18 protein-coding genes are annotated in these 21,567 nt (G+C 60.9%); 1 reads left to right on the plus strand and 17 read right to left on the minus strand.

Features of this window, described 5'->3' with window-relative positions; genetic code table 11:
* Positions 1 to 13 precede the first annotated feature (13 nt).
* Positions 14 to 1,444, minus strand: a complete 1,431-nt coding sequence (gene cls, locus BM235_RS06660; RefSeq protein WP_090110789.1) for a cardiolipin synthase — start codon at positions 1,442 to 1,444, stop codon at positions 14 to 16.
* Between the two features lie 179 nt (positions 1,445 to 1,623).
* On the opposite strand from cls, the gene BM235_RS06665 reads away from it, so the two are divergent.
* On the plus strand, positions 1,624 to 1,980 hold the full coding sequence (locus BM235_RS06665) for a hypothetical protein (RefSeq protein WP_090110791.1): 357 nt from the start codon (positions 1,624 to 1,626) through the stop codon (positions 1,978 to 1,980).
* On the opposite strand, the gene BM235_RS06670 is transcribed toward BM235_RS06665, so the two are convergent.
* The 16 genes from BM235_RS06670 to BM235_RS06745 all read right to left on the minus strand — a co-directional run bounded on the left by BM235_RS06670 (position 1,981) and on the right by BM235_RS06745 (position 21,562).
* Complete coding sequence (locus BM235_RS06670) at positions 1,981 to 6,054, minus strand: choice-of-anchor I family protein (RefSeq protein ID WP_090110793.1); 4,074 nt, start codon at positions 6,052 to 6,054, stop codon at positions 1,981 to 1,983.
* Between the two features lie 165 nt (positions 6,055 to 6,219).
* Positions 6,220 to 7,035, minus strand: a complete 816-nt coding sequence (locus BM235_RS06675; protein WP_255374101.1) for an ABC transporter permease — start codon at positions 7,033 to 7,035, stop codon at positions 6,220 to 6,222.
* On the minus strand, positions 7,019 to 7,942 hold the full coding sequence (locus tag BM235_RS06680; protein WP_090110795.1) for an ABC transporter ATP-binding protein: 924 nt from the start codon (positions 7,940 to 7,942) through the stop codon (positions 7,019 to 7,021). Before BM235_RS06680 ends, BM235_RS06675 begins: the two co-directional genes overlap by 17 nt.
* A 244-nt stretch (positions 7,943 to 8,186) precedes the next feature.
* Positions 8,187 to 8,795: a P-loop nucleotide/nucleoside kinase family protein gene (locus tag BM235_RS06685; protein ID WP_090111105.1), complete on the minus strand. Its 609-nt coding sequence runs from the start codon at positions 8,793 to 8,795 to the stop codon at positions 8,187 to 8,189.
* 102 nt (positions 8,796 to 8,897) lie between these two features.
* On the minus strand, positions 8,898 to 9,125 hold the full coding sequence (locus tag BM235_RS06690; RefSeq protein ID WP_090110797.1) for a hypothetical protein: 228 nt from the start codon (positions 9,123 to 9,125) through the stop codon (positions 8,898 to 8,900).
* 187 nt (positions 9,126 to 9,312) lie between these two features.
* Positions 9,313 to 9,789 (minus strand): PilZ domain-containing protein, encoded by a 477-nt coding sequence (locus BM235_RS06695; RefSeq protein WP_158543888.1) that lies wholly within the window; start codon positions 9,787 to 9,789, stop codon positions 9,313 to 9,315.
* A gap of 89 nt (positions 9,790 to 9,878) precedes the next feature.
* Positions 9,879 to 10,409, minus strand: a complete 531-nt coding sequence (locus tag BM235_RS06700) for a VanZ family protein (protein WP_090110801.1) — start codon at positions 10,407 to 10,409, stop codon at positions 9,879 to 9,881.
* Positions 10,410 to 10,612: 203 nt separating this feature from the next.
* The gene (locus BM235_RS06705) at positions 10,613 to 11,986 is read right to left on the minus strand and encodes a sugar phosphate nucleotidyltransferase (RefSeq protein WP_090110802.1); all 1,374 of its coding nucleotides are present in this window, start codon (positions 11,984 to 11,986) and stop codon (positions 10,613 to 10,615) included.
* Positions 11,983 to 14,325, minus strand: coding sequence for a glycosyltransferase family 4 protein (locus BM235_RS06710; RefSeq protein WP_090110803.1), 2,343 nt, complete (start codon positions 14,323 to 14,325; stop codon positions 11,983 to 11,985). Before BM235_RS06710 ends, BM235_RS06705 begins: the two co-directional genes overlap by 4 nt.
* Complete coding sequence (locus tag BM235_RS06715; RefSeq protein WP_090110805.1) at positions 14,322 to 15,509, minus strand: glycosyltransferase family 4 protein; 1,188 nt, start codon at positions 15,507 to 15,509, stop codon at positions 14,322 to 14,324. The genes BM235_RS06710 and BM235_RS06715 overlap by 4 nt, the downstream gene beginning before the upstream one ends.
* Positions 15,506 to 16,237, minus strand: coding sequence for a CatB-related O-acetyltransferase (locus BM235_RS06720; protein WP_090110807.1), 732 nt, complete (start codon positions 16,235 to 16,237; stop codon positions 15,506 to 15,508). Before BM235_RS06720 ends, BM235_RS06715 begins: the two co-directional genes overlap by 4 nt.
* On the minus strand, positions 16,234 to 16,914 hold the full coding sequence (locus BM235_RS32835) for a CatB-related O-acetyltransferase (protein WP_304441392.1): 681 nt from the start codon (positions 16,912 to 16,914) through the stop codon (positions 16,234 to 16,236). Before BM235_RS32835 ends, BM235_RS06720 begins: the two co-directional genes overlap by 4 nt.
* Positions 16,915 to 16,919: 5 nt before the next feature.
* Positions 16,920 to 17,942, minus strand: a complete 1,023-nt coding sequence (locus BM235_RS06730; protein WP_158543887.1) for a glycosyltransferase family 4 protein — start codon at positions 17,940 to 17,942, stop codon at positions 16,920 to 16,922.
* 140 nt (positions 17,943 to 18,082) lie between these two features.
* Positions 18,083 to 19,327 (minus strand): glycosyltransferase family 4 protein, encoded by a 1,245-nt coding sequence (locus BM235_RS06735; protein WP_158543886.1) that lies wholly within the window; start codon positions 19,325 to 19,327, stop codon positions 18,083 to 18,085.
* On the minus strand, positions 19,264 to 20,223 hold the full coding sequence (locus tag BM235_RS06740; RefSeq protein WP_090110815.1) for a glycosyltransferase family 2 protein: 960 nt from the start codon (positions 20,221 to 20,223) through the stop codon (positions 19,264 to 19,266). Before BM235_RS06740 ends, BM235_RS06735 begins: the two co-directional genes overlap by 64 nt.
* A 28-nt stretch (positions 20,224 to 20,251) precedes the next feature.
* The gene (locus BM235_RS06745) at positions 20,252 to 21,562 is read right to left on the minus strand and encodes a lipopolysaccharide biosynthesis protein (protein WP_158543885.1); all 1,311 of its coding nucleotides are present in this window, start codon (positions 21,560 to 21,562) and stop codon (positions 20,252 to 20,254) included.
* Positions 21,563 to 21,567 lie beyond the last annotated feature (5 nt).

A 21,567-nucleotide genomic window follows, 5' to 3' on the forward strand; every position in this document is an offset into this window, starting at 1 on the left:
TCCTTCTTAAGCCTCATAGCAACGGGGACAGCATGCGGCAGAGGGCCTCGGCGGCCTTGCGTCCGCCGGAGCGCTTGCGAAACGACGACAGCTCAAGCTCCCTGCTGTCCTTAAGGTCCTGCCGGAAGTCGCGCTCCAGCGCGGCGATCGCGTCCGGGTGGAATAAGTAGGCGTTCGTCTCGAAATTGCTGAAGAAGCTGCGCAGATCCATGTTCGCCGTCCCGACCGACGCGATCAGGTCGTCGACGATGACGACTTTCGCATGAATGAAGCCCCGTTCGTACTGCCAAAACCGGATGCCGCAGCTCATCATCTCGTCCACGTAGGACATCGTAGCCGCATGCACGAGCTTCGTATCCGGGATGAGCGGCACGATCATGCGCACGTCGACGCCGCTCATGGCGGCGGTCTTGAGCGCCATAACGACGCCCGCGCTGGGAATGAAATACGGCGTCGTGATCCAGATCCGCCGCTTGGCCGTCGCCAGGATCGCGAACAGCGTCTCGTGAATCGCGTCCGCCCGCCTGTTCGGGCCGCCTGCGACGATCTGCACGACCTCGTTTCCCGTACAGGCATGCTCCGGCAAATAACCGGGGTCGCTCGGTCGCTGCTTGGTCGCGAGCTCCCAGTCCTTGAGGAATACCTCCTGCAGCCCGTATACCGCGTCGCCTTCCAGCTCGAGATGCGTATCGCGCCAAAAGCCGAGCTTCTTATGCCTGCCTAAATATTCCTCCCCCACGTTGATCCCGCCGACGAAGCCTTTGGTGCCGTCCACGACAAGGATCTTGCGGTGATTGCGATAGTTCATGCGCTTCTTCATAAAGGCCGGGCGGAGCGGGAAAAAGCACGCGTATTCGGCACCCGCCTCCTCGAACGCGGCGAAAAAGGACTTGCTCAGCTTGACGCTGCCGATCCCGTCGTAGATGAGCCGGACCTGGACGCCCTCCTTCGCTTTCTCGATCATGGCATCGCGGAACATGCGGCCAATCTCGTCGTCGCGGTATATGTATGTAGCGAAGTGAATGTGGTGCCGGGCGCCGCGGATCGCTTCCATCATTGCGTCGTACGTCATTTGCCCGTTCGTCAGCACCCTCGATTTATTGCACCCGGTGATCGGAGCCGCCCCCGCCTTACGAAGCGTTCGGAACAACCGCGCCTCGTCCGCGAACCCGCCGCCCGGTATTTCTCCCGGCTCGTTGATCAGATGGCTCTTCGTCAAGATCTCGCCCCTGCGCTGCTCGTCCAGGCCGCCTCTGCGACGGACCTTGCGGCGCCGAACATACTCGCGGGCGAGGAAGTAATAAAGAATGAAGCCGACGATCGGAAACAAAAACAAGATGAACAGCCATGCCATGGCGTTGGCCGGGCGGCGATATTCCAGCACGAGGATCGTGCCGGACTGAAAAATGAAAATAAGCAGCGCCAGCAGCAGCCACGTCGTCACCCGTACGAACCTCCCCGTTTGTTTGTCTTTGGTATCTCCCTACCCTTTACCCACGGTTGATGTGGGCGATTGCTCGGACGGTCCGGATCCAGGATCTCTTAAGGAAAAGCGCAGGCGGCGCTCGTCCGTGATAAACAGTATAACCCGGGAGGCACGGTTTAGGCAGAGGGGCGCCAACGATGGCGGCGGCGAAAAAGAGCCTCGCTCGCGTCGAGAGTGATGACGCGAGCAAGGCTCCGCTGGGGGAGAAGCTTTGGGTGCGGTCCAGCCGGGGCCGCGGGACATCGCCTTTCGTGGAGCAGGCGATACGGCGGTCGACCGGCTCCGCGGGGCCATCGCCTTTCGTGGAGCAGGCGATGCGGCTGTTGACCGGCTCCGCGGGGCTATCGCCTTTCGAAGAGCAGGCGATGCGGTTGTTGACCGGCTCCGCGGGGCCATCGCCTTTCGTGGAGCAGTCGATGCGGCTGTTGACCGGCTCCGCGGGCCATCGCCTTTCGAAGAGCAGGCGATGGCCGTGGAACCGGGTGCTGCTTTAATTAAACCGACAGCTTCACGAAGGCGGCCAGCATTTTCGCCAGCTCTTCGCGCGTAGCCGTGGACTTCGGCGCGAAGGCGAGTCCCGCGCCGCCTGCGGCCGGACGGCCGGAGACGATGCCGGCACGCTGCACGACCTCAACGGCTTGCGACGCATAGGCCGGGATCGCGGCGGCGTCCGTGAATGTTGCGGACGCTTGCGCGGACGGCAGCGCGATGCCTTGGGCTGCAGCGAACTTCACGAGCATGACCGCAAGGTCCGCCCGCGGCAGCGCGGCGCGCGGGTCGAAGCGGCCTGCGCTCGTGCCGGACACGATGCCGCTATCTACCGCCCAAGCGACGGCACCGGCGAAGTAGTCGCCGCTCTTCACATCGTTGAAGCCGGAAGCCTTGCCTTGGTAGGCAGCCAGATCCGCGCCTGCGATCCGGGCGAGCATGACCGTCAGATCGGCGCGCGTCACGCTGCGCTTCGGCGCGAAGACGTTCTGGCCGACGCCGTCCAGAATGCCGCGGGCCGCCAGATAAGCGATATCGTTAACCGCGAAGCTGCCAGCAGTATCGGCGAACGAACGGTTCTCGTAGCCGACGCCGTACATGGAGAAGTGCGAGACGGAGAAGCGCAGCGTGCCCGATGCCGCATCGTATACGCCGCCAGGCAGCGTCTCGATCCGGCCGTCGTCGGCGATATAGCGGACGACGATGCCGGAGACGTCTTCGTTCGCAGGCTTCACGTACGGCAGTTCGATCTTGACCTTGCCACTGCCGAATTGATGCAGCGACTTGCCGTCCGCCGACAGCTTCAGCTCGATGACCGGACGGTCGCCCACCGCGGCTTGCAAGCCGCCGCGCGCGCTCTCTGGCAGTGAGGATGCCGCGTCTGCTCCTGTCAGCTTGCGAACCTCCAGCTTCAGCGCGCCTTTGCCCGCAGCCGAACCGATCGCCGCGATGGCGTCCGCGTCGAACGACAGCGTCGCGGCGCCCGTCTCGACGGTCAGCGTCTTGATCGCGCCGCTCGTCAGCTTGGCGACGGCTTCCGCCGGCAGCTCGACCAGCGTTTGCGAGCCATCTCCGGCCGACTCGCCGGACAGCTTGATGACCGCGGCATTACCGTTCAGATTAACCGTCACGTCGCCGTACGTCTCGGTCTGACCGGACGGCGTTGGCGTAGGCGTCGGGCTCGGCGAAGGCGAAGGCGTCGTCGGAACGTATGGCCCGCCGGCCGAAGTTACCGTAACGACGGCTTCCGCCTTCGCGTATCCATCCGCCGTGACCGCCGCGATCACCGCCGTGCCTGTCGAGACCGGCGTCACGCGGCCTTGGCTGTCCACCGTGGCGACTGCCGGATTAGAGCTGGTCCATGCTACTGTAGTCGCCGAGCCATCGGCAGCGGTCGCCGTCGCTGTCAGGCTGCCAACGGAGCCGCCTGCGGTCAGTGACAGGTTCGAACGGTCGAGCGCGATCTTGGATACGTTAAGCTGCAGTATCGACACCGTGCCGCCGACCTCATTGGCGACCAGCAGCAGCGGATAGCCGGTCGGGCTGTCCGCTGCCGGGATAAACTCCAGGCCTTCCGGCGCGCTGTCCGTATTGTCATTGGCGCCAGCCGAGAAATTCCGCGTATTCGTGTAGTTCAGGAACTGCGGCTTCGCCGGATCCGTCACGTCGTACGTCATGACGCCGCCGATGCGCTCAAGGCCTGCGAAGGCCAGCGTCTTCGTGCCGACCGTTCCCGTTTTCACGTCCTCGGGCTCCGGTCCCTTTTTGCCGCTGCGCTCGTCGATGCCCGTCTTGCTGCTGCTGTTGCTGGCATTGAAATTGTTCGGATAGCGCTGCGCCGTGATGCGCTCGAAATCGCTGCCCGTATCCGATACCTGCTTCATCGTAGACGCATCCCAGATGGAGAATGAACGGCCGCCGTACAGATAGATACCGCCATTGCCCATGTCGCTCATGACTTCCACGCTATCGTACCTTGTCGTGCCCTTCAGGAACTTCGCTGCCGCGGAGTCCGGATCCAGGCTTCCCTTCATCGCCTTGACCGTGCTCGCGGTAAGGCGGTCTTCCCACTCCGTCGCGTCGCCTTCATTGCCGGTCACCAGGTACGTCTTGCCGCCGGCTTGGAAGGAGGCGACGCCATCCGGCATGTAGACGCCGTAGAACGGCACGTTTTCCAGTTGAATAACGCCGTCCTTGACCAGGTCCAGTTGGTTGGCCGGATCGTTCAGATTCTTAAGACCCAAACCTTTGACCCACGTCACTTTGCCCTTCACGATGTCAATTGCGGCTACCGCATTGTTTTCCTGCAAAGTCACGTAAGCCGTGCCTTCGTCGGACGAGAGCGCGATGTATTCCGGCTCGAGGTCGCGAACCGCATCCGCCTTCGTGCCGCTACCGGTAATTTGCTTCGTCGCGGGATCCGCCGCGCCGCGGATGTGCACGTCGTCCGCGATGACGGAAGGATCGTCGAACTTGACGTGTTTTACGGTGCCCGTCTGCGTATCCACGATCGTGATGCTGCCTTCGGGATCATTGCCCGCCGTGCGCGGCTCGCCTTCGTCAGCCGTCAGGATATACCTGCCGTCCTTCGTCGACTTGATCATGTCCGGCTGAACGCCGGTTTCGTAAGTAGCGAGCAGCTTGCCGTCATAATCGAGCGTCAGAATCTTGCCGGGCTTCATGCCGTCTTCTTCCTGCACGGAGACCGCGATCCGCTTGGCGGCCGAATTGATGTCGACGCTGGTCAGATCGCCGTAGACGAAGCCGTTCGTCTCGGCCAGATCCTTCACTTCGACTTCGCCGGTCTGCTTCGGATTCGTACCGTTGCCCAGCTCGACGATCTTCAGCGAAGGCGGGTCGCCCGCGCCGTCTACCAGATAAAACTTGCCGTTGTCTTTGTTGTACTTGACGATCTCGGCGACGCCGCCGTCGTCGTTGGGCTTGTCCGCGATGAAGCCGCCCAGCTTCGTCACTTCGATGCCATTTTTAAAAATCGTGCCGGTCGTCGATTCGTTCACGCGCAGCGTCACGCTGGCGGAAACTTCCTTGGACGTCGGATAAACCGCGTCCTTCACCGACAGCTTCACCGTCGATTCTCCGGCCGCTTGCGGAATGCCGGTGATCTTGCCCTTGACCGCGTCCAGCTTAAGGCCTTCGGGAAGTCCCTCGGCTGCGAATGTAAAAGGCGCGGTACCGCCGTATACCGCAATCGTCGCGGAATAAGGCGATCCAACGTAGGCTGCGGAAAGCGCGCTTGTGCGCAGCTCGAGCGGTTGGACGATCGGCTTCAGGTGCGGACCGTCAGCCGCCAGATTCAGCGAGCTCGAGGAATAGTCGATTTGCTTAAAGTCGGATTGGTTGTTGTCAAAATCTTGGCCATCGACGTTATCCTTAACTTTACGTCTGATTGCCTTTTTCTTGGATGTGCCTTGCGCCGAACCAGTCGGATAAGCGGTCTCGTATCCGTCGATCGTGCTCTGATCATCGTTGCTCCCCGTGCCCACCATGTCGACATAGCCGGGAGCCTTATGATGCGCAGCGTCGATGTCGAACGGATTAACGTCGGTCAGTAATGTCTGGTTACTGAGCAGCGCCACTTTAAGTCCTTTGTTGTTGATATATCTGTCCCAGGTCAGATCGACTCTGCCCGTCAGGTCGACTACGGGCGTCGCCGCGCCGGTGGCCTTCCCTGCGATTACGAAGTAGCCGCCGGCCGGAATCGCTCCGGCAAGATTGAGTTTTTCCCATTCTTTTGTCGATCCGGTCGGAGCAGTGGTGCCTCTGTCCGCATATTGCAGCGACCAACCGGTCAAATCGACCGTTGCCGAAGTCGGATTGTACAATTCGATAAAGCCGTGCGAAACCCAGGCATCGGAAGCGGAGACCAAACCCGCGCCATATACCTGATTAATCACGACATGCGGCACCGTGACATCATATTGCCCCGCATCGTTGTATGGCGTTCCTGCGACCGCCGTCGCGGCCGATGCCGCCGGGGCCCCTCCCGCCGATCCGATCGTGCCCGCCAGGATCGCCGCCGCCGCGACCATCGCCGTACGTTTTCGCCAATGCTTCAACATGGAATATAGCCCTCCCTATGTAACGTTACACTTCATCGTAGTAGGGAAGTATTAACGCAGACATGTCCTGCGCGTTAACGGGAGGTAAAATAGCGCTCGCAAATACAAAGAAGACGCGGCCTCCGCCGTGATGGCGGAAGCCGCGCCCAAAGACCTTTCGAATCGTTAAGCCGATACGTCTCGCTTGGTGAACACCGTCCAAGAGATGACGTTGAAGATGACGAAGTACACCGCCAACACGCCAAGCGAGAACGCGTAGGTCGTCGGATGATCGGGTACGGGCGTGCCGCCGTTCACGTAAGTAGACAGCCCCAAATGCGGGAATAGCACGTATTTGACCCATTCTTTGTCCGTCAGCGACAGCAGACCCGAGATCATGCTGCCGGAGAACAGGAGGAACAGCGACAGTCCGATCGCGAGGCCGCTGCTGCGGAACGCCGAGGACAGCATGAAGCCGAAAGTGACGACTACGATAAGCGTGATAAATTCATCCAGATAGTACCGAAGCGCGTAAGCCCAGGGCGAGCTGCCTGCGAGCGGCGACTGCTCGGAGATGAGGTTGGCCGGATTCGCCGTATTGCCGAACGCGATCACGTTGGCCAGCCAGGTCACGGCAAAGCTGACGACGGTGAACAGCAGCGCGAACAAAATAATCGAGATAAACTTGGACAGCAGAATCGACGAGCGGCTCCACGGGCGGATCAGCAGCAGCTTGATCGTGCCCCGGGAGAACTCTCCCGCGACGGTCTCCGAAGACTTGACGACCGCGAAGATCGTGATTAGGAGGAATACGATCTGGGACTCCAGCATCATTACTTCCCAGTTGTTCGCATTTTCTTCCTCGGCCAACAGCGCGAACGCGACCGTGAGCAGCAGCGGAATGACGACCGTAATGCCCAGCATGATCCACGTGCTGATCCGGCGGTATATTTTCATATTCTCGTTTTGCACGAGATTCCAGAAGCTAGCCAATGGTCTCACCCCCGGTTACCTCGAGGAATTGGTCCTCGAGCGACTTGATCTTGACGCGGATGCCGTAGACCCGGATCCCCGCTTCGACCAGCCGGGCGTTCATGTCGGCGATCGTCTCGCGGTCGGCCGTCACGCTGAAGCCGCCCTCGACGAAGCGCGCGGAGCCGCGGCCTTCCAGCACGGTCACGGCTTCGCTCGGGCGATCGACCTCGAACACAACTTCTTCCAGCCCGATGGAGGCGCCCGCGGACTCGGCGCGCAGCGACCGGATGTCGATGAGCTCGCCCTTCTGGATGATGGCGACGCGGTCGCACATGAGCTCCATCTCCGAGAGCAAATGGCTCGATACGAAAACGGCGGTGCCTTCTTCCCTGGACAGCTTGCGCAGATAATCGCGCAGCTCGCGGATGCCCGCCGGGTCGAGGCCGTTGGTCGGCTCGTCCAGGATCAGCAGCGCCGGACGGTGCAGGATCGCCTGCGCGACGCCGAGCCGCTGGCGCATGCCGAGCGAATACTTTTTGACTTTGTCGTGAATGCGGTCCTGCAGGCCGACCAGCGCGACCACCTCGTCGATGCGCGCCTTGGTGATGCCCGGGTTCATGCGTCCGAAGTGAATCAGATTCTGATAGCCCGTCAGGTACTTGTACATCTCCGGGTTCTCGACGATCGCGCCGACGCGGGCGATCGCTTGGGGAAAGGATGTCTTGACGCTGTGGCCGGCGATCGTGATATCGCCGCCCGACATCGTGATCAAGCCGACCATCATGCGGATGGTCGTCGTCTTGCCTGAACCGTTGGGGCCGAGGAATCCGAACACTTCGCCGGGATTCACTTCGAGCGTGAGACGATCGATGATCGTTCGGCCGCCAATGCGCTTCGATACGTTCTGCAAGCTGACGACTGGCGCTTGGGACATGATTTCTCCTCCGTACGTAGATTTGTAAATCTTCACCATTATAGCAAATGTCGACAGGCGCGACCAAAAAAGAAATAGAGTGCGCGCTACGGGAGCTCGGGATGAGGAAGAAGAGGACTTAAGGAAGGAGAAAGCGATCGGGGGAAGGCGATAGGGAGACGGCCATTCGCACAGCCAGTCGATTGTCGATTGGAGGCTTTGGGCGCGAAGGACCGCGAACGCCGACGAACGAGCCGGCATCTGGTCAGTCCGCGCCGTCCGCAAAGGTCTCGCCGTAGATAAACCGTTCGATTCTGCCGGCGGCGAATTCGGGAGATGCCGTCGAATTGTCGACATACAAGACGGCATTCGACGGCAACGGCCAGGCGACCGCCTTGCGGCCGAGGCTCAGGCTGAACCGCTCCCAATGCGCGAGCTTCCACTTGTCCAGCGTGCCGCCCCTGCCCGCGATGCGCTCCTTGTAGCGCGACTCGTCCGAGAGAAAGACCGATACGACCTTGACCCGAACGGCAGCCGGATTCAGGCCTGCCCGGTCAAGCTCGGATCGCAGCCAGCCCGGATCGTTCAATTCCCGGGAAAACGGACCGATCACGATAGCATCCGTGCCCAGCGCCACATTTTCCAGCGCGGCGTCCATCGTAATCCGATAGCCGAGGTCACGGCACAGCGACTTGTAAGCCTCCGAATCTCTGTCCGCCGGATCGAGCCCCGCCTGGGTCATGAGCGCTTCGGCCGCCGGACGGAGCAGCGTGTCCATGTCGAATAAGGCCGCATGACGCGCAGCCGCTACTCGCTTGGCCAGCGTCGTCTTGCCCGCCCCTGCGCCGCCTACTATGAACACCAAGTTTGCCATCGTCCCGATCCCCGCCCGTCCGACTTTTGATTTCATTATCGGTCCGCGCCTGGATGGGGTCAAGCGGAAGATCGGAGGACGACGCTTCCTCCGTCAAAGAAACTAAATCGCGATCATTCCGGACGACGGCGAGCGCCAGTCGTCGCTTTTCTGCAACCGGAGCAGTTCCGCGGAATTTCCCGCGTCGCTCAGGCCGTGCTTGGCGCAGCAGCTCCTGCAGCAGCCAAGCGGATAGATAACCGTGTAATAGCCCGATTTAAAAAGCAATCTCGCTTCTTGCAATCCTATCAGCTCGTTGCATGCCACGCAGTAGAATTGACCTTGGATCATCGCGAGCAGCCTCCCGTTCTAGACTCAGGATCGCCTTCCATTACACGATCTGTAACATTTTGATACACATCGTATCTTATTACTTGATCTTACTTACCCTTTTCTTGCTTGTCAAGCACGATTCATTCAAAAATATTAAAATAATTTTTGCTCTTGATAGCGCTTTCTTGAATAAGTAAAAAGAAAACTACCGCCGCAACAAGTGGTCCAGTTGCGAGCGGTAGATGCGATGAATACGGCCTTGATGCGGGCAAGCCTTAAGAATCAACGCATTCAGCAATCGAACGAGCAAGATCGTCTCCACTGCGCCGGACGCGAACTTCACGCCGTAGCGGAATCCGTATTCGTCCTCGCGGCACCAGACGAGCTGGCCTTTGATTTTCATGGTCATGCCTTCCAGCTGCCACTCCATGCGGTAAACCGCGTCGTCGCGTACCGGAAACCGGAGTCCCGTGCGGAAGGAACAGCCCGCCGGGCTCAGGTCGACCAGTTCGACCGGGGCCGGCGGCAGCGCCGGACGAACTTCGCCGATCCGGACGATATGAATGCGGGCCAAGGCTCGACCGGCCAGTCGCAGCCGTATCTGCCGGCGCTGCTCCCGCTTGGTGTCCGACAGCGTCAATACGCGGTTCTTTTGCTCGGATTCAGATGATTCGAGTTGCATGGTACGCCCTCCGTCATGAGAGAATTGCGGCCGCCGCCGCGCGCTGCGCATCTTGTTGCGTCATTGCGTTGCACGACCCTCGCGCGATTTCAGCGAGACGAGGATCCGGTCCGTCGGCGGGCCGCTTGGATCGCGCCGACGATCGTCAGGAAGATCGCGGTCAGCAGCAGCCCGCCGACCACGTCCAGCAGCACGTCGACCGGCTGGCCGGTTCTGCCTGCGATGCGAGCCTGATTCCATTCGTCGACGCACGCGGCCGCCGACAGCAGCGCCGCCGCCGCGCCCAGCCGATAGAGCGCGCGCGGCGCGAGACGAGGCAGCGACTTCAGCGCGAGATACAAGCTGGCGCACAGGGAGGCGTACCAAAAGACGTGCGCGCTCTTGCGAAACAAAAATTCGATGAATTGGTAGGGCGCCTGCTTGGCCGAAACCAGCGAATGGCCGTACCTGAACGTGACGTCGGGCAGCAGCTCCGACAACCGAAATTCAGAAATATGTCGTTGCAGCAGCGGGATGATCGTTTGCTCGTCGTAGGTCTGGGAAGAGAAAAAAAAGATCAGCGCGAGGCATGCGACTGCCGGCAGCGCCTGCGCGAGCTGCGCGGCTTTGAAGCGGCTCATGCTTCCCTTCCTTCACCGCCGTTGTCACGTAAGGAGGCCGCCGCCCTTCGGCGGGTGCTCATCGGCACGACAGACAATCCATTGACGCAGTAGCTCAGGCGATACAACATATCGTGGGCTTTTTTCTTGCCGTAAACCGCGCAGTACGTTCCGTCCTTGTAATGCAAGCCCCACTTGACGAATTTATTCTTGCCAATCGGATATCACTCTCCCCCGCCGATAGACGCCCGGTCTTTTCCGTCCCAGGCCATTTCCCTGACATCCTCGGCGGACAGGTCCGCACCGATCTGCACCTCAATCAGGGACAAGTCCGTCAGCGCAAGGATGCCGTGTTTCGCCGACGCCGGGATATGCGCGACATCGCCCGCGCGGACGCTGCGCCAGAGTCCGTCCAGCAGCAGTTCACCTTCGCCTGACGCGATCGTCCACGTCTCGCTGCGATGCCGATGCGCATGATACGGCAGCTGCTTGCCGGCGTGCATTTGAATCAAGCCGACCTTCGTGCGGTTGTCTTCCCCGGAAACGTTGCAGTCGAGCACCCGGTAAGAGCCCCACAAACGTTCCTCGAACATCGGTTCGTCGTCCCGGCTCCCGACCATTTCCTTCACCTTGGGACTCTTCTGTTTGTCCGCCACCAATATGCCGTCGGGACTGGCGGAGACGATCACGTTCGGCAGCCCGAGCAGCACGATCGGCAGCCCGAGCTCGTTGACGATATGCGAGCCCGTCGACTCCTCGCACTTCGTTCCGTTGCCGATGACGCCCGTCTTGATCTCTTCGGTGAGCGTGTTCCACGTCCCGAGGTCCTTCCAGTACCCGTCATACTCCGAGACCGCGATCGTGTCGGCTTGCTCGACGACCTCGTAATCGAAGCTGATCTTCGGCATCCTTTCGTAGTTGCGGACCAGCTCTTCGTAGTTGATGGGCAGCTGCTTTTCGATCAGCAGATCGATCAGCATGCCGAGCCGGAAGGCAAATACGCCGCAATTCCACAGCGCGCCCTGCGCGATGAGCCGCTTCGCCTCTTCCTCGGACGGCTTCTCCGTGAACCGGCCGACGAGCTGCCAAGCGGACGGAGTCTCGGCGGCCGCGGGCTTCGGGACGATATAGCCGTACTTCTCGGAAGGGTGCAGCGGCTTCACGCCCATCAAGACGAGCGGCGCGCCGGACGCTTGAAGCACCCGGTCCAGTTCCGCGACGCGGTCGAAAAAACGATCTTCGACGAACGGATCGACCGGCAGCACGGCGATCGTCTCCTGCAGCGAGACGCCTTCGATCGCGTACAGGTAAACGGCGGCCAGCGCGATCGCGGGGAAGGTATCCCGGCGATTCGGCTCCAGCACCATCGGCACGTCCCCGAGCTGCGAGCGGATCATCTCCGCCTGGTTGCTGCCGGTCGCGATATAGGCGTCTCCCGCAAGCCCCGAAGCGCCGAGCTGGCGCCAGACGCGCTGAACCATCGATTCCATCGCGCCGTCCTCGCGCTCGAGCACCTTCAAAAACTGCTTGGACCGGGTCTCGTTGGAGAGCGGCCACAGCCGCTTGCCCGATCCTCCCGACAGTAAAACCAGCTTCATACGACCGCTTCCTTTCTTTGTCCTGCCGGGCTTGCCGCCGGCTGTTCTCTAGCGGACAGCGCCGCGGATACGGCAGCCCGGATCTCGCGCTCGAACCGCTCCTCGCCGAAACTTGCCGCATACGCGCGGATGCGCGCCGAATCCCACGTCCATGACTGGAATCCGAGCAGCGTCCTCGCGAGCGACTCTCGCGTCTGCTTTTCAAAAAACAGGCCGTTCAGGCCTTGGCGGATCGTATCCTGCGCGCCGCCCTCCCGGTAAGCGATGACGGGCCGTCCGCATGCGTTGACCTCGAGCGGCGTAATGCCGAAGTCCTCGACGCCCGGAAAAAGGAGCGCGCGGCAACCGCGCATGAGGCGCCCGACTTCGCCGTCCGGCAGTCGTCCCGGGAAGGAGACGTTCGGACCGGCCAGCCGCGCGAGCCGCTCGCGATCCGGGCCGTCTCCGACGACGATCAGCCGCTCGCCGAGCAAGGAGCAGGCCTCTACGGCCAGATCGATCCGCTTGTACGAGACGAGCCTCGACACGACGAGATAGTAGTCTCCGGCAGCGCGCTCCTCCGCGCCCGCATGGTCGAACCGCCCCGTGTCGACCGGCGGATGGACGATCGTTGCCTGCCTGCCGTAGTGGTCTCGAATCCGCTCCTGCACGATGCTCGAGTTGGCGATCAGTTCGTCCACCCGGGCGGTGTTCGCCGCATCCCAGCGGCGGAGCGGGGCGACCATGAGGCGCGACAGTTTCTTCACCAGTGCGGGCAGCTCCATGTCCTTCACGTAATGCTCGAAGTCCCAGGCGAAGCGCATCGGCGTGTGGCAGTAGCACACGTGCACGGCGCCTTCGTGCACGCGCACCCCTTTGGCGTACGCGCTGCTCGAGCTGACGATCAGATCGTAGCCGCTCAGGTTCATCGACCGCACCGCGAGCGGATATAGCCAGAAGAAGAGCTTGAATCGCTTGTTGATGCCCGGAATGCGCTGCATCCACGTCGTCCGGATATCCGCCGATCGCAGATCCGCGGGCAGCTTGGATAGATCGGCGATCGTCGTGAAGATCGGCGCATCCGGATACATGCGCCGCAGCGAGGAGACGACGCGCTCCGCGCCGCCCATCTGGTTCAGGTAGTCGTGCACGATCGCCACCCGCGGTCCCGCGCCCCGGACGGGCCGAAGCTCGCGATAGAGAGACTCGACCTTCGCGACCGTCGAGGCGATGCCGAACTTGCGGCGCGCGCGGTCGTAGGCCGCCCGTCCCATGATCAGCCTCCGCTCGGGCCGCGCGATCAGCTCCCCGATGCGGTTGGCCAGCGCGCGGACGTCGCCGACCTCATAGAGCAGTCCGCTCACGCCTTCGGTCACGATCTCGGGAACGCCGCCCGCCCGCGTGCCCACGACCGGTATGCCTTCGCCCATGGCTTCGATCAGCACGCGGCCGAAGGGCTCGTTGTCCGAACATAAGACAAGGAGATCCGCCGCCCGGCAGATCTCCTTGATATCGCTTCTGAAGCCCGTGAATACGACGCTTCCCGCCAAGTCCGCCGCGGCGGCCATCGTCTTCAGCCGCTCGGCGTACGCCATGTTTTCCTCGCGGAACTTCGGCTCGCCGACGATCCACAGCTGCACGTCCAGCCCGCGCGCGAGCAGCAGCCGGAGCGCTTCGATCGCGTCCTCCTGCCGCTTCCACGGCGCGATCTGGCCGATGATCGTCACGACGGCCGTATTCGGCGACGCGCCGAGCTCGCGCCGGATCCGGACGCGATCCGCCTCGCGTTCGGCGTCGTCGGCATGGTCGAGGGTGACGCCGTTGTGAATGACGGAGACCAGCTCGCGCGGCGCGCCCGAAGCGGACCTTCGGGCCGTCTTGCCGGCCAGCTCGCCCGTGCCTTGCCTGACCGCTTCGGAGATGCAAACGATCGACGACGCGCTGCGCGCGGCTACGGCTCTCACGAGCTTGCCGACCAAGCCCTGCGGCATGTGGTCCCGAATGTGCCAGACCACGGGAAGCTTCCTTGGCCGCGCGAACAAGGAGACGATGAGGCCCGCGCGAATCGAATTCGCATGTACGATATCCAGCTCGTGCTCGCGAATGAGCTTGGCCAGACGCCTGCCTTCCGCGGCCATGCCGACCGCGTGGCGAAGCAGCTTCAGCGGATTCCGCGTCAGGCGCGCCCGGTAGCCGGGCACGACAGCGCATTGAAGTCCGGCGGCACGCGCTCTGTCCGCAAGCTCTCCTTCCGGGCAGAGCATCACCGCCTCGTTCTCCCAAAGATTGGCGGCCATCGTCAGCAAACTGATCTCCGCGCCGCTAACGTCGGCCGTATGGTTGTAATAACCGACCTTCATCGAGCAGACCTCCTCCTGCGCGATTCTAAAGTCGCTTCAAAAACTTCGGTGACGCGTTCGGCAACTTCGGACCACGTATAGCGCTCCAGGACGTGCATTCTGCAAAGCTCGCGGCTCGGCAGGCGGGCGTCGCCGGACAACCAGCGTTTGATCGACTTCGCCATCGCCTCCGCTGACGCGTCGTCGAAGAGCAGCGAAGGTTCGAAAGGCGCCAGGATCTCCCGCGTGCCTCCGTTCGGCGTCCCCATCACGGGCGTGCCGCAAGCGAGGGACTCCACGGTTACCAATCCGAAGCCTTCCAGCGTAACGGTCGGCACGACGCTGCAATCGGCGGCTTGATACCACTTCACTAACTTCTCGTTGGATAAGCGTCCGGTAAAGATGACCTTCCCCGCTAACCCCAGCTTGTCGGACAACGCTTCCAGCTCGCTCCGCATCGAACCGTCCCCCGCGATGATAAGAACGGCTTCGGGGTGCTCCGCCGAGACCGCCGCCATCGCCTGAATGAGCCTGTCGATCCCCATCCTTCTCACTAGCCTGCGCACGCAGAAAAGTACGCGCCGCCCCTCTCCGATTCCGAGTTCCTCCCGAACTTGACGCACGTCTTCGGCCGGCCGAAAGCGCGTGACGTCCACCGCGCCCGGAATACGTACGATGCGTTCTTCGGGAACGTCGTAATCTCGCTTCAGAATCTCGGCAAAATGTCGGCTCAGCACGATAAACCTGTCCGAACGCCGGTACGCCAAGCTCTCTACCGATTTTTTCATGCGATAGCGGAGCAATCGAGCCGTCGATGCTCCCTTATCCTCGACCATCGATTCCTCCGCCCAGGGACCGTGAAAATGGGTGATTATCGGAATGTCCCGAGGCAGCGAGCCTCTACTGACCAGAGATGCATACAGCGCAAAATGAGGATTGTAAATGTCGGGAACCCATGACTTCCGGTTCTCTTCGCCAATCGCCCTTCTGAACGCTCGCATGCGATCCCAAGTTCCCGTTCCGTCGCCGCTGCCGGGGACGGCCTCGACGTACGCGGGCGCCGTGCGCCTGTCTCCGTCCGCGGTGACGAGGGCCCGCAGATCATGCCCCGCTTCCGTCATCGCTCTCGAATAGTCCGCGAAATACCGGTTTAAACCGCCGGGCTTGTGATCGATCCATCCCATGCCCGTCGATAAAATGTTCATATCGCTTCCCCCTTCTCGGCAGCCTTCGCTTGATCCGTATGCCGCTTATCTGCTGCCCGGAGCTTATCTTCGGTCGTTAATCCGTCCAGAAACGCTTGCGGATCCGCGAACAGATGCCGGATTCGCGCGATCTCATCCGCATCTTTTTCCCACCAGCGGCTCCGCAGCAGCCGTTCTCTCTCCTCTGCGCCGAAGCGATACCGTACGATTTTGGCAGGCACGCCGACGACGATGGCGTACGCCGGTATCCGGCCCGTGACGATCGCGCCTGCGCCGATGACGGCGCCGTCTTCGACGACGGCTCCCCGAAGCACCTGAGCGCCGGCGCCGATCCATACGTCGTTCCCGATGACGGGTGCCGGCTTAGGTTGTGTCCAACCAGGCTCGGCGGCCGCTTCGCGAGGCAGGGTCAAGCCGTCCTCGCAATACCAGAAAGGATGGGTGGACACCGCATCCAGCGGATGATCGTCGCCGCCGATCAGCACGTTCGGCCCAATCGAGCAAAAAGCGCCGATGCTGCCGGCGTCGATCAAGGCTCCCCCGCGAACGTAACTGTAACGGCCGATCGAAACGGTCGGGCTAACCTTAGCAAGCGGCAAAATAAAAGCCGTCTCGTGGACGAGCGGCTGATTTTGAACCGCCCGAGCGGTCCAGTACTGTAGAAAAGCATGAAAAGTCAGCGCGAAACGGCTCTTTAATCCAATCAAGCCTTTAAAATGACCGTTCATATGGCCTTATCCTCCGACTTTCCCGGCGCATCGCCGCACGATTGCTTCCAGCGCAGAAGCAAAGCCGTCGGATTACCGAAATAGGGGGCCATCTCTTGCAGCCTGTCGGTCTCCCATTCCCACCAGCGCATTTCGCGCAGCGCCGAGACGGTCTCATCGTCAAATAACGTTCGGATAACTTTGGCCGGCACCCCGCCTACGACCGAATAAGCCGGCACATGCCCGGTCACAAGCGCGCCGGCCGCCACGACCGCGCCGTCTTCAATGACTGCGCCGCGCAATATCGTCGCTCCAGCGCCAACCCATACGTCGTTGCCGATGACGGGGGCCGGTTTGGTTTGCGACCATCTGCGCTCGGTGGCGCGAAGGCCGCGATGATCGGGCGCATACCAAAAAGGATGCCTGGACACGCCCGAAAGCGGATGTTCATCCGCGCCTATGGTCACGTTCCAGGAGATCGAGCAGAATGCCCCGATCGTACCGGCGTCGGCATGGACATTATGTCCGATATAAGTATGGCGTCCGATCTTTACGTCCGGATGAATCCTGCTCCCGCTCTCGATCGTGACGGTGAGATCCGTATCGGGACCTTTACGCTGTACCGACCAATATTGAATAAAACGAAGCAGCCGATGCATATACGCGGCAAGCGAGATTTTGAACGAACGCGTCAACATTCCGTTCAACCCCATGCCGGACGCAGCGCGCTTGCGTAGCGCCTGGCCGCAGCGCCTGCGTCGTGATTGCGCGCCTTGCGCGCCGCCGCCTCGCCCATGGCGAGCCGCAATGCCTCGTCGTTCTTGAGCAGCGCGATCGCGTCGGCAAGTCGCCGCGGATCTCTGCTCGGCACGACGAGACCGTCCTCGCCGTCTTCGATCAGATCCTGCATGCCCGTCTGGTTCGTCACGACGGCAGGCAATCCGGAAGACATTGCTTCGAGCGGCGCAAGGCCGAAGCCGTCCTCCACGGATGCGTGTACATAAAGATGGGCTTCCCGAAGCGCCGGCAGCGGATCGCCGCTCGCGTGGCGAATCGATACGCCCATCCGTTTGAATTGTTCGATCGTTTCCCGTACGGCCCGCCAACCGATGCCGCCGACCAGCACGACTTCGATCTCGGGATCGTTCAGAAGACGTACGGCTTCGAGCAGGTAAATGAACCCTTTTCGAAGCGAGATCTGCCCCACTTGTACGATGCGGAACTTCGAACCGTTCGCTCTGCGCCGGAATTCGGGCGAGGGTCCCGTAAATCTGGCGGTATCGATCCCCAGAGGCGCATAAAGCAACTTTTCCGCAGGCACGCCGCGGCTGATAAAGCTGTCCCGCTGAAGAGCCGATGCAATCGTAATAAAATCTGCAAGCTCGTATTCTCGCCGGACTCGGCGCAGCCATTGGCGGGAGAAAGGCGATCCGCCCATGCGATATTTTCTATGCTCGGCCTCGGTCACCTCGTAGACATGGTCGGCATGCGTCGTGGCAGCCTCCAGTACGGCGACGCCTCCCCAGCGCTTCACTTTTTCGAAAGATCGTTCTGCGAATCCGGGAAAACAATGATAAACGATCGGACGTTCCGGCAGACGTTCAGCGGCGCCGGCGTCGAATTGGCGACCGGTCAGGTTGGACTGAATGGCCGGAGACCACCTGATCGGCGTATATTTCATCGCCCGCGTCCAAGCCGGTGCCGGAATGGTTTGGCAGCGTTCCATGGGAGGCTTCGCCGCTTGTTCCCGGCACAAGATTTGAATTGGTCGACCGGCTCCGATAGCCGCTTTATGAATAAAACTAAGATGGCCGCCAAGTCCGCCTTCGCCGAAACCCGACGAACTTCCGGCATAGATCGGCAATATCATTTTCCGGCGACCTCCTTTCCGAGCATGAGGCTCATCGCCATCAAGTCCTCGATCAGATTCGTGCGCTTGTCGGCGTTCAGATGGATAGGCCGTACGGCTTCCCGGGAATGATCGTTCTCCGACGCTTCGACGATCTTGTCCGCCAAGTCTTGTACATCTGCGCGCTTCGCCGTATATACGCCGTCCATGTACGATTGCCACTCCGATAATCCGCCCGCGTCGAATACGACGACCGGCTTGCCTCTGCGTCTCGCCTCCGGCACGACGAGTCCCGCCGGTTCCGGCCAGACGGACGGCACGACCAGAATGTCCGCATTGTCGTAATAAGCGTCGATGGCCGAACCGTTCACGTGGCCCGTAAAAACGACCTCTTTGCGCAAGCCTAATTCAAGGGCAAGATTCCTCATGTCGTCCGCAAACCAGCCGTCTCCGACGATCGTCGCCCGAACGCGATATCCGTTATCCAAAAGTCGCCGAACCGCTCTTAAAAGATACTGCACGCCTTTGGTATAGTTAATCCTTCCGACGTACAACAATTCCAGCTCTTCCTTGACGCGCCGTCCCTGCAGAGGCGGATATCCCGCCGCGTCATTGCCTCCGAAGGAATTATCGATCACGCTCAGCCGTGCAGGATCAATCCCTTCCAGAGATAGAAAATCGCTCATCGAACGGCTGACCGCATATACGCGGTAGCAGCCGCGGAGCGCCCCGATCAGTCCTCCGCTCCGTTTCAACGCGCGCAGCGCCTCCAGCGGCGAAATGTCCGTACCGCATTTGCGCGCATACCATCGGTATAAGCACCCCGCGCCTGTGGGGTGAACGCAAATCTCGTCGACGTCGCGAAATAGCCGCGCGCCTGACGGGCAAAGCGGACGGTGAACGGTAGCCGTAACCGGCGCATAAGCCGACAATAGTTCGGCCATTTTAGCCGTTTCGGGTCCTGCGTGCCAAACGATGATGTCCGGTCGGAATCGAGTCGCCAACGCCTCCCATGCTTCCCTATCGTCCGGGAGAACGCTCACGTCGATTCGCTCTTCTCCCCAATCGTGTCGCGAATCTAATTCCATCACCGCGACTTGGGACAAGACTCCGCGATCTGTCAGGCGTCTCGTGAATTCGTATATGAATCTTTCGAGCCCGCCCGTTGGACCGAAGTGATCCGCGATCTGCAGGATGTTCAATCTCGACCACCGATCCCCGCGCTCGCCGATCTGAACCGATCCCTGCCGGTTTTCATCCACCGTCTCAGTCCCCGCCAATACCCCTGCTGCCCCGGTATGAACGCGGATACGACGAGGCGCTCGCCGCGAGTCCATGCGACCGCAAGCCGCAGCAAACCGGGCGTCGTCCGATCGCCTACGAACGCCGCATATACGAAACGCGACATCATTCGAAGCAAGCCGCCCCATCTGAGAATGCCAAGCTGAAGATTGTAAGCGGCATTCACGGCAGCTTCGGGAACGGCTTTCCCCCGCTGATCTTCATCGAAGCGAGGCGCGGGATAATGGTCCACGATGGCCGACGCGTCATAAATCAGTTTGTAGCCAAGCCATCTCGCTCTCAGGCACATATGGACCTCGAAGTGCACTTGCGCGCCCGTCCCGAGCAAACCTTGGGGAAATTCGGTCAGTTCCCTGCGAAGGGACATATTCACGCCCTTAAGAACGTCCGCTTCGCGCGCGGGACCGTCGCCGATATGATGGTTGCCGATCAACTTCCCGTACCAGGTGACGATGCCCACGCCGCACCCCGGCTTTGCCGGGATGCCCGGCTGGATATCTCTCCCCCCCACGCCGCCCACCCGCGGGTCCGCATAATGCCGAACCAGCTTTTCCAGCCAGTCGGGACGAGGGACGGCATCGTCGTCCGTATAAGCGATAATGTCCCCTAGCGCAACATTCGTCCCTGCCTTCATGGCCGCAAGCACGCCGGATTCCGACACCTCGGTTACCGATTTGCCGTAGCTGGAATCGGTGCCGAGCCAGCGCAGCGCCAACGCTTTCGTTTCTTCGTCGCCGCTTCTAACAACGATTACGACATCATATCTCGGATATAACTGACGATTAAGCCCCTCAAGGCACTTGGACAAATCGTCCGGACGCCTGTACGAGGGAACAACGACGGTCACACTCGTCATCCCGCACCCTCCATTGTATTTATTGAATTTATCCTTCGGACCTGGCGTCTATCGCGGGCCTTCGCACGGCCCGGATTCTTCTCAAGTTAAGCAAGCGCATATCGGGTTTGAACAAATCCGTTAGGGACAAACCGGATCGGCAAGCGACGATTGCCGCATAGATCCATTTGACGGCGGATGCAGCCAGCATGGCAATCGCCGCCGACGTCCCGCCCGAGACGGGCAGCAGCGCCAACATGATCGCGAATCCCGAGGACAAACTGACGATCTCGGACAGCGTTACGGCATGGAACTTGCCGATAGTGTTCAAATAATTGATGAATACCGCGCTGCATATCCTTAGCGGAGAACCGGCAAGCAGTAAAAGTCCCATCCAAACGGCAGGCTCGTATTCTCGCCCGTAGAGCAGCGGCAGCGCAAAGGGAAGAAGAGAGGCGCCGGCGGCCGTAACCGCCAAGCTGCCGTAGAACAACAAGGCGTGGATACTCTCCACCTTGCGCTGACGCTGTTCTTCGTTCAGATCCATCAGCTTCGGCCATAAAAAAACGCCAAGCGCGCCGAAGACAATCGAAGGCAGCAAGCCGCCTATGCTCGAAGCTACCGCGTACAGGCCGAGCGAATACGGCGATAGTGCCAGCGAAAGCACGAGCTGATCGAAGTTCCCCCCGAAAATGGCGACGATGGAGCCGCCGAAAATCTTGACGCCGTTCGACGTAAGATCCTTAGCTTGCGTCCGAAAATCGCGCAACGAGGGACGGATCGCGCGAACGACCCATATCATGGTCAATAGAAACGTAAGTCCTCCCCAAAGTACCGTGTTGAACCAGATCAGGCCTCCTACGGTTAAACGGCCGGTCGCCTCCAGCCCCCCGATGACCGCGATTTGTCCAAGCGGACTGAGAACGCGAAGGATCAACACCTTTTTAAATTGATTGCGGCTTTGCAGCGCTCCGATCAATCCGTCGGTCAGAACGGCGAAGGGCAAGCATAGCATGGCAATGCGAGCGTACTTCAGGACTTCGCCCGATTCATCGCCCAGTAATAAAGGAAGCGCCATCTCGCCGACAGCCACCCCTAGCGCGCCGAATCCAAGGCCCAGCAGCAGATAGGCCCCGAGAAGCTCCCGCTGACGCCCTTGATACTGCTTGCCTAAATAAATCATGGCGCCAGGCAAACCTACCGCGAACAATCCGATGAGCAGCATCGCCCAACGCGTGGCCGCGGCGAACTCCCCTCTGGAATAGGGGCCCAGCCATCTTGCCATCATGATGCCCGTTACGATGTTGAGCGCCATAACCGCGATATTAAGCATGAAACTGGATATGAATAGGCGCTTCATGAGGA

The sequence above is a fragment of the Cohnella sp. OV330 genome, assembly GCF_900112065.1.
Taxonomy (GTDB): domain Bacteria; phylum Bacillota; class Bacilli; order Paenibacillales; family Paenibacillaceae; genus Cohnella.

What these genes read in the sequence shown, in the direction of transcription:
- BM235_RS06695 (WP_158543888.1), bottom strand. Translation starts at nt 9,789, where the DNA reads ATGCAACTCGAATCATCTGAATCCGAGCAAAAGAACCGCGTATTGACG.
- BM235_RS06690 (WP_090110797.1), bottom strand. Translation starts at nt 9,125, where the DNA reads ATGATCCAAGGTCAATTCTACTGCGTGGCATGCAACGAGCTGATAGGA.
- BM235_RS06710 (WP_090110803.1), bottom strand. Translation starts at nt 14,325, where the DNA reads ATGAAGGTCGGTTATTACAACCATACGGCCGACGTTAGCGGCGCGGAG.
- BM235_RS06730 (WP_158543887.1), bottom strand. Translation starts at nt 17,942, where the DNA reads ATGGAACGCTGCCAAACCATTCCGGCACCGGCTTGGACGCGGGCGATG.
- BM235_RS06740 (WP_090110815.1), bottom strand. Translation starts at nt 20,223, where the DNA reads ATGACGAGTGTGACCGTCGTTGTTCCCTCGTACAGGCGTCCGGACGAT.
- BM235_RS06745 (WP_158543885.1), bottom strand. Translation starts at nt 21,562, where the DNA reads ATGAAGCGCCTATTCATATCCAGTTTCATGCTTAATATCGCGGTTATG.
- BM235_RS06720 (WP_090110807.1), bottom strand. Translation starts at nt 16,237, where the DNA reads ATGAACGGTCATTTTAAAGGCTTGATTGGATTAAAGAGCCGTTTCGCG.
- BM235_RS06670 (WP_090110793.1), bottom strand. Translation starts at nt 6,054, where the DNA reads ATGTTGAAGCATTGGCGAAAACGTACGGCGATGGTCGCGGCGGCGGCG.
- BM235_RS06700 (WP_090110801.1), bottom strand. Translation starts at nt 10,409, where the DNA reads ATGAGCCGCTTCAAAGCCGCGCAGCTCGCGCAGGCGCTGCCGGCAGTC.
- BM235_RS06705 (WP_090110802.1), bottom strand. Translation starts at nt 11,986, where the DNA reads ATGAAGCTGGTTTTACTGTCGGGAGGATCGGGCAAGCGGCTGTGGCCG.
- BM235_RS06685 (WP_090111105.1), bottom strand. Translation starts at nt 8,795, where the DNA reads ATGGCAAACTTGGTGTTCATAGTAGGCGGCGCAGGGGCGGGCAAGACG.
- BM235_RS06680 (WP_090110795.1), bottom strand. Translation starts at nt 7,942, where the DNA reads ATGTCCCAAGCGCCAGTCGTCAGCTTGCAGAACGTATCGAAGCGCATT.
- BM235_RS06715 (WP_090110805.1), bottom strand. Translation starts at nt 15,509, where the DNA reads ATGAACATTTTATCGACGGGCATGGGATGGATCGATCACAAGCCCGGC.
- BM235_RS06665 (WP_090110791.1), top strand. Translation starts at nt 1,624, where the DNA reads ATGGCGGCGGCGAAAAAGAGCCTCGCTCGCGTCGAGAGTGATGACGCG.
- BM235_RS32835 (WP_304441392.1), bottom strand. Translation starts at nt 16,914, where the DNA reads ATGTTGACGCGTTCGTTCAAAATCTCGCTTGCCGCGTATATGCATCGG.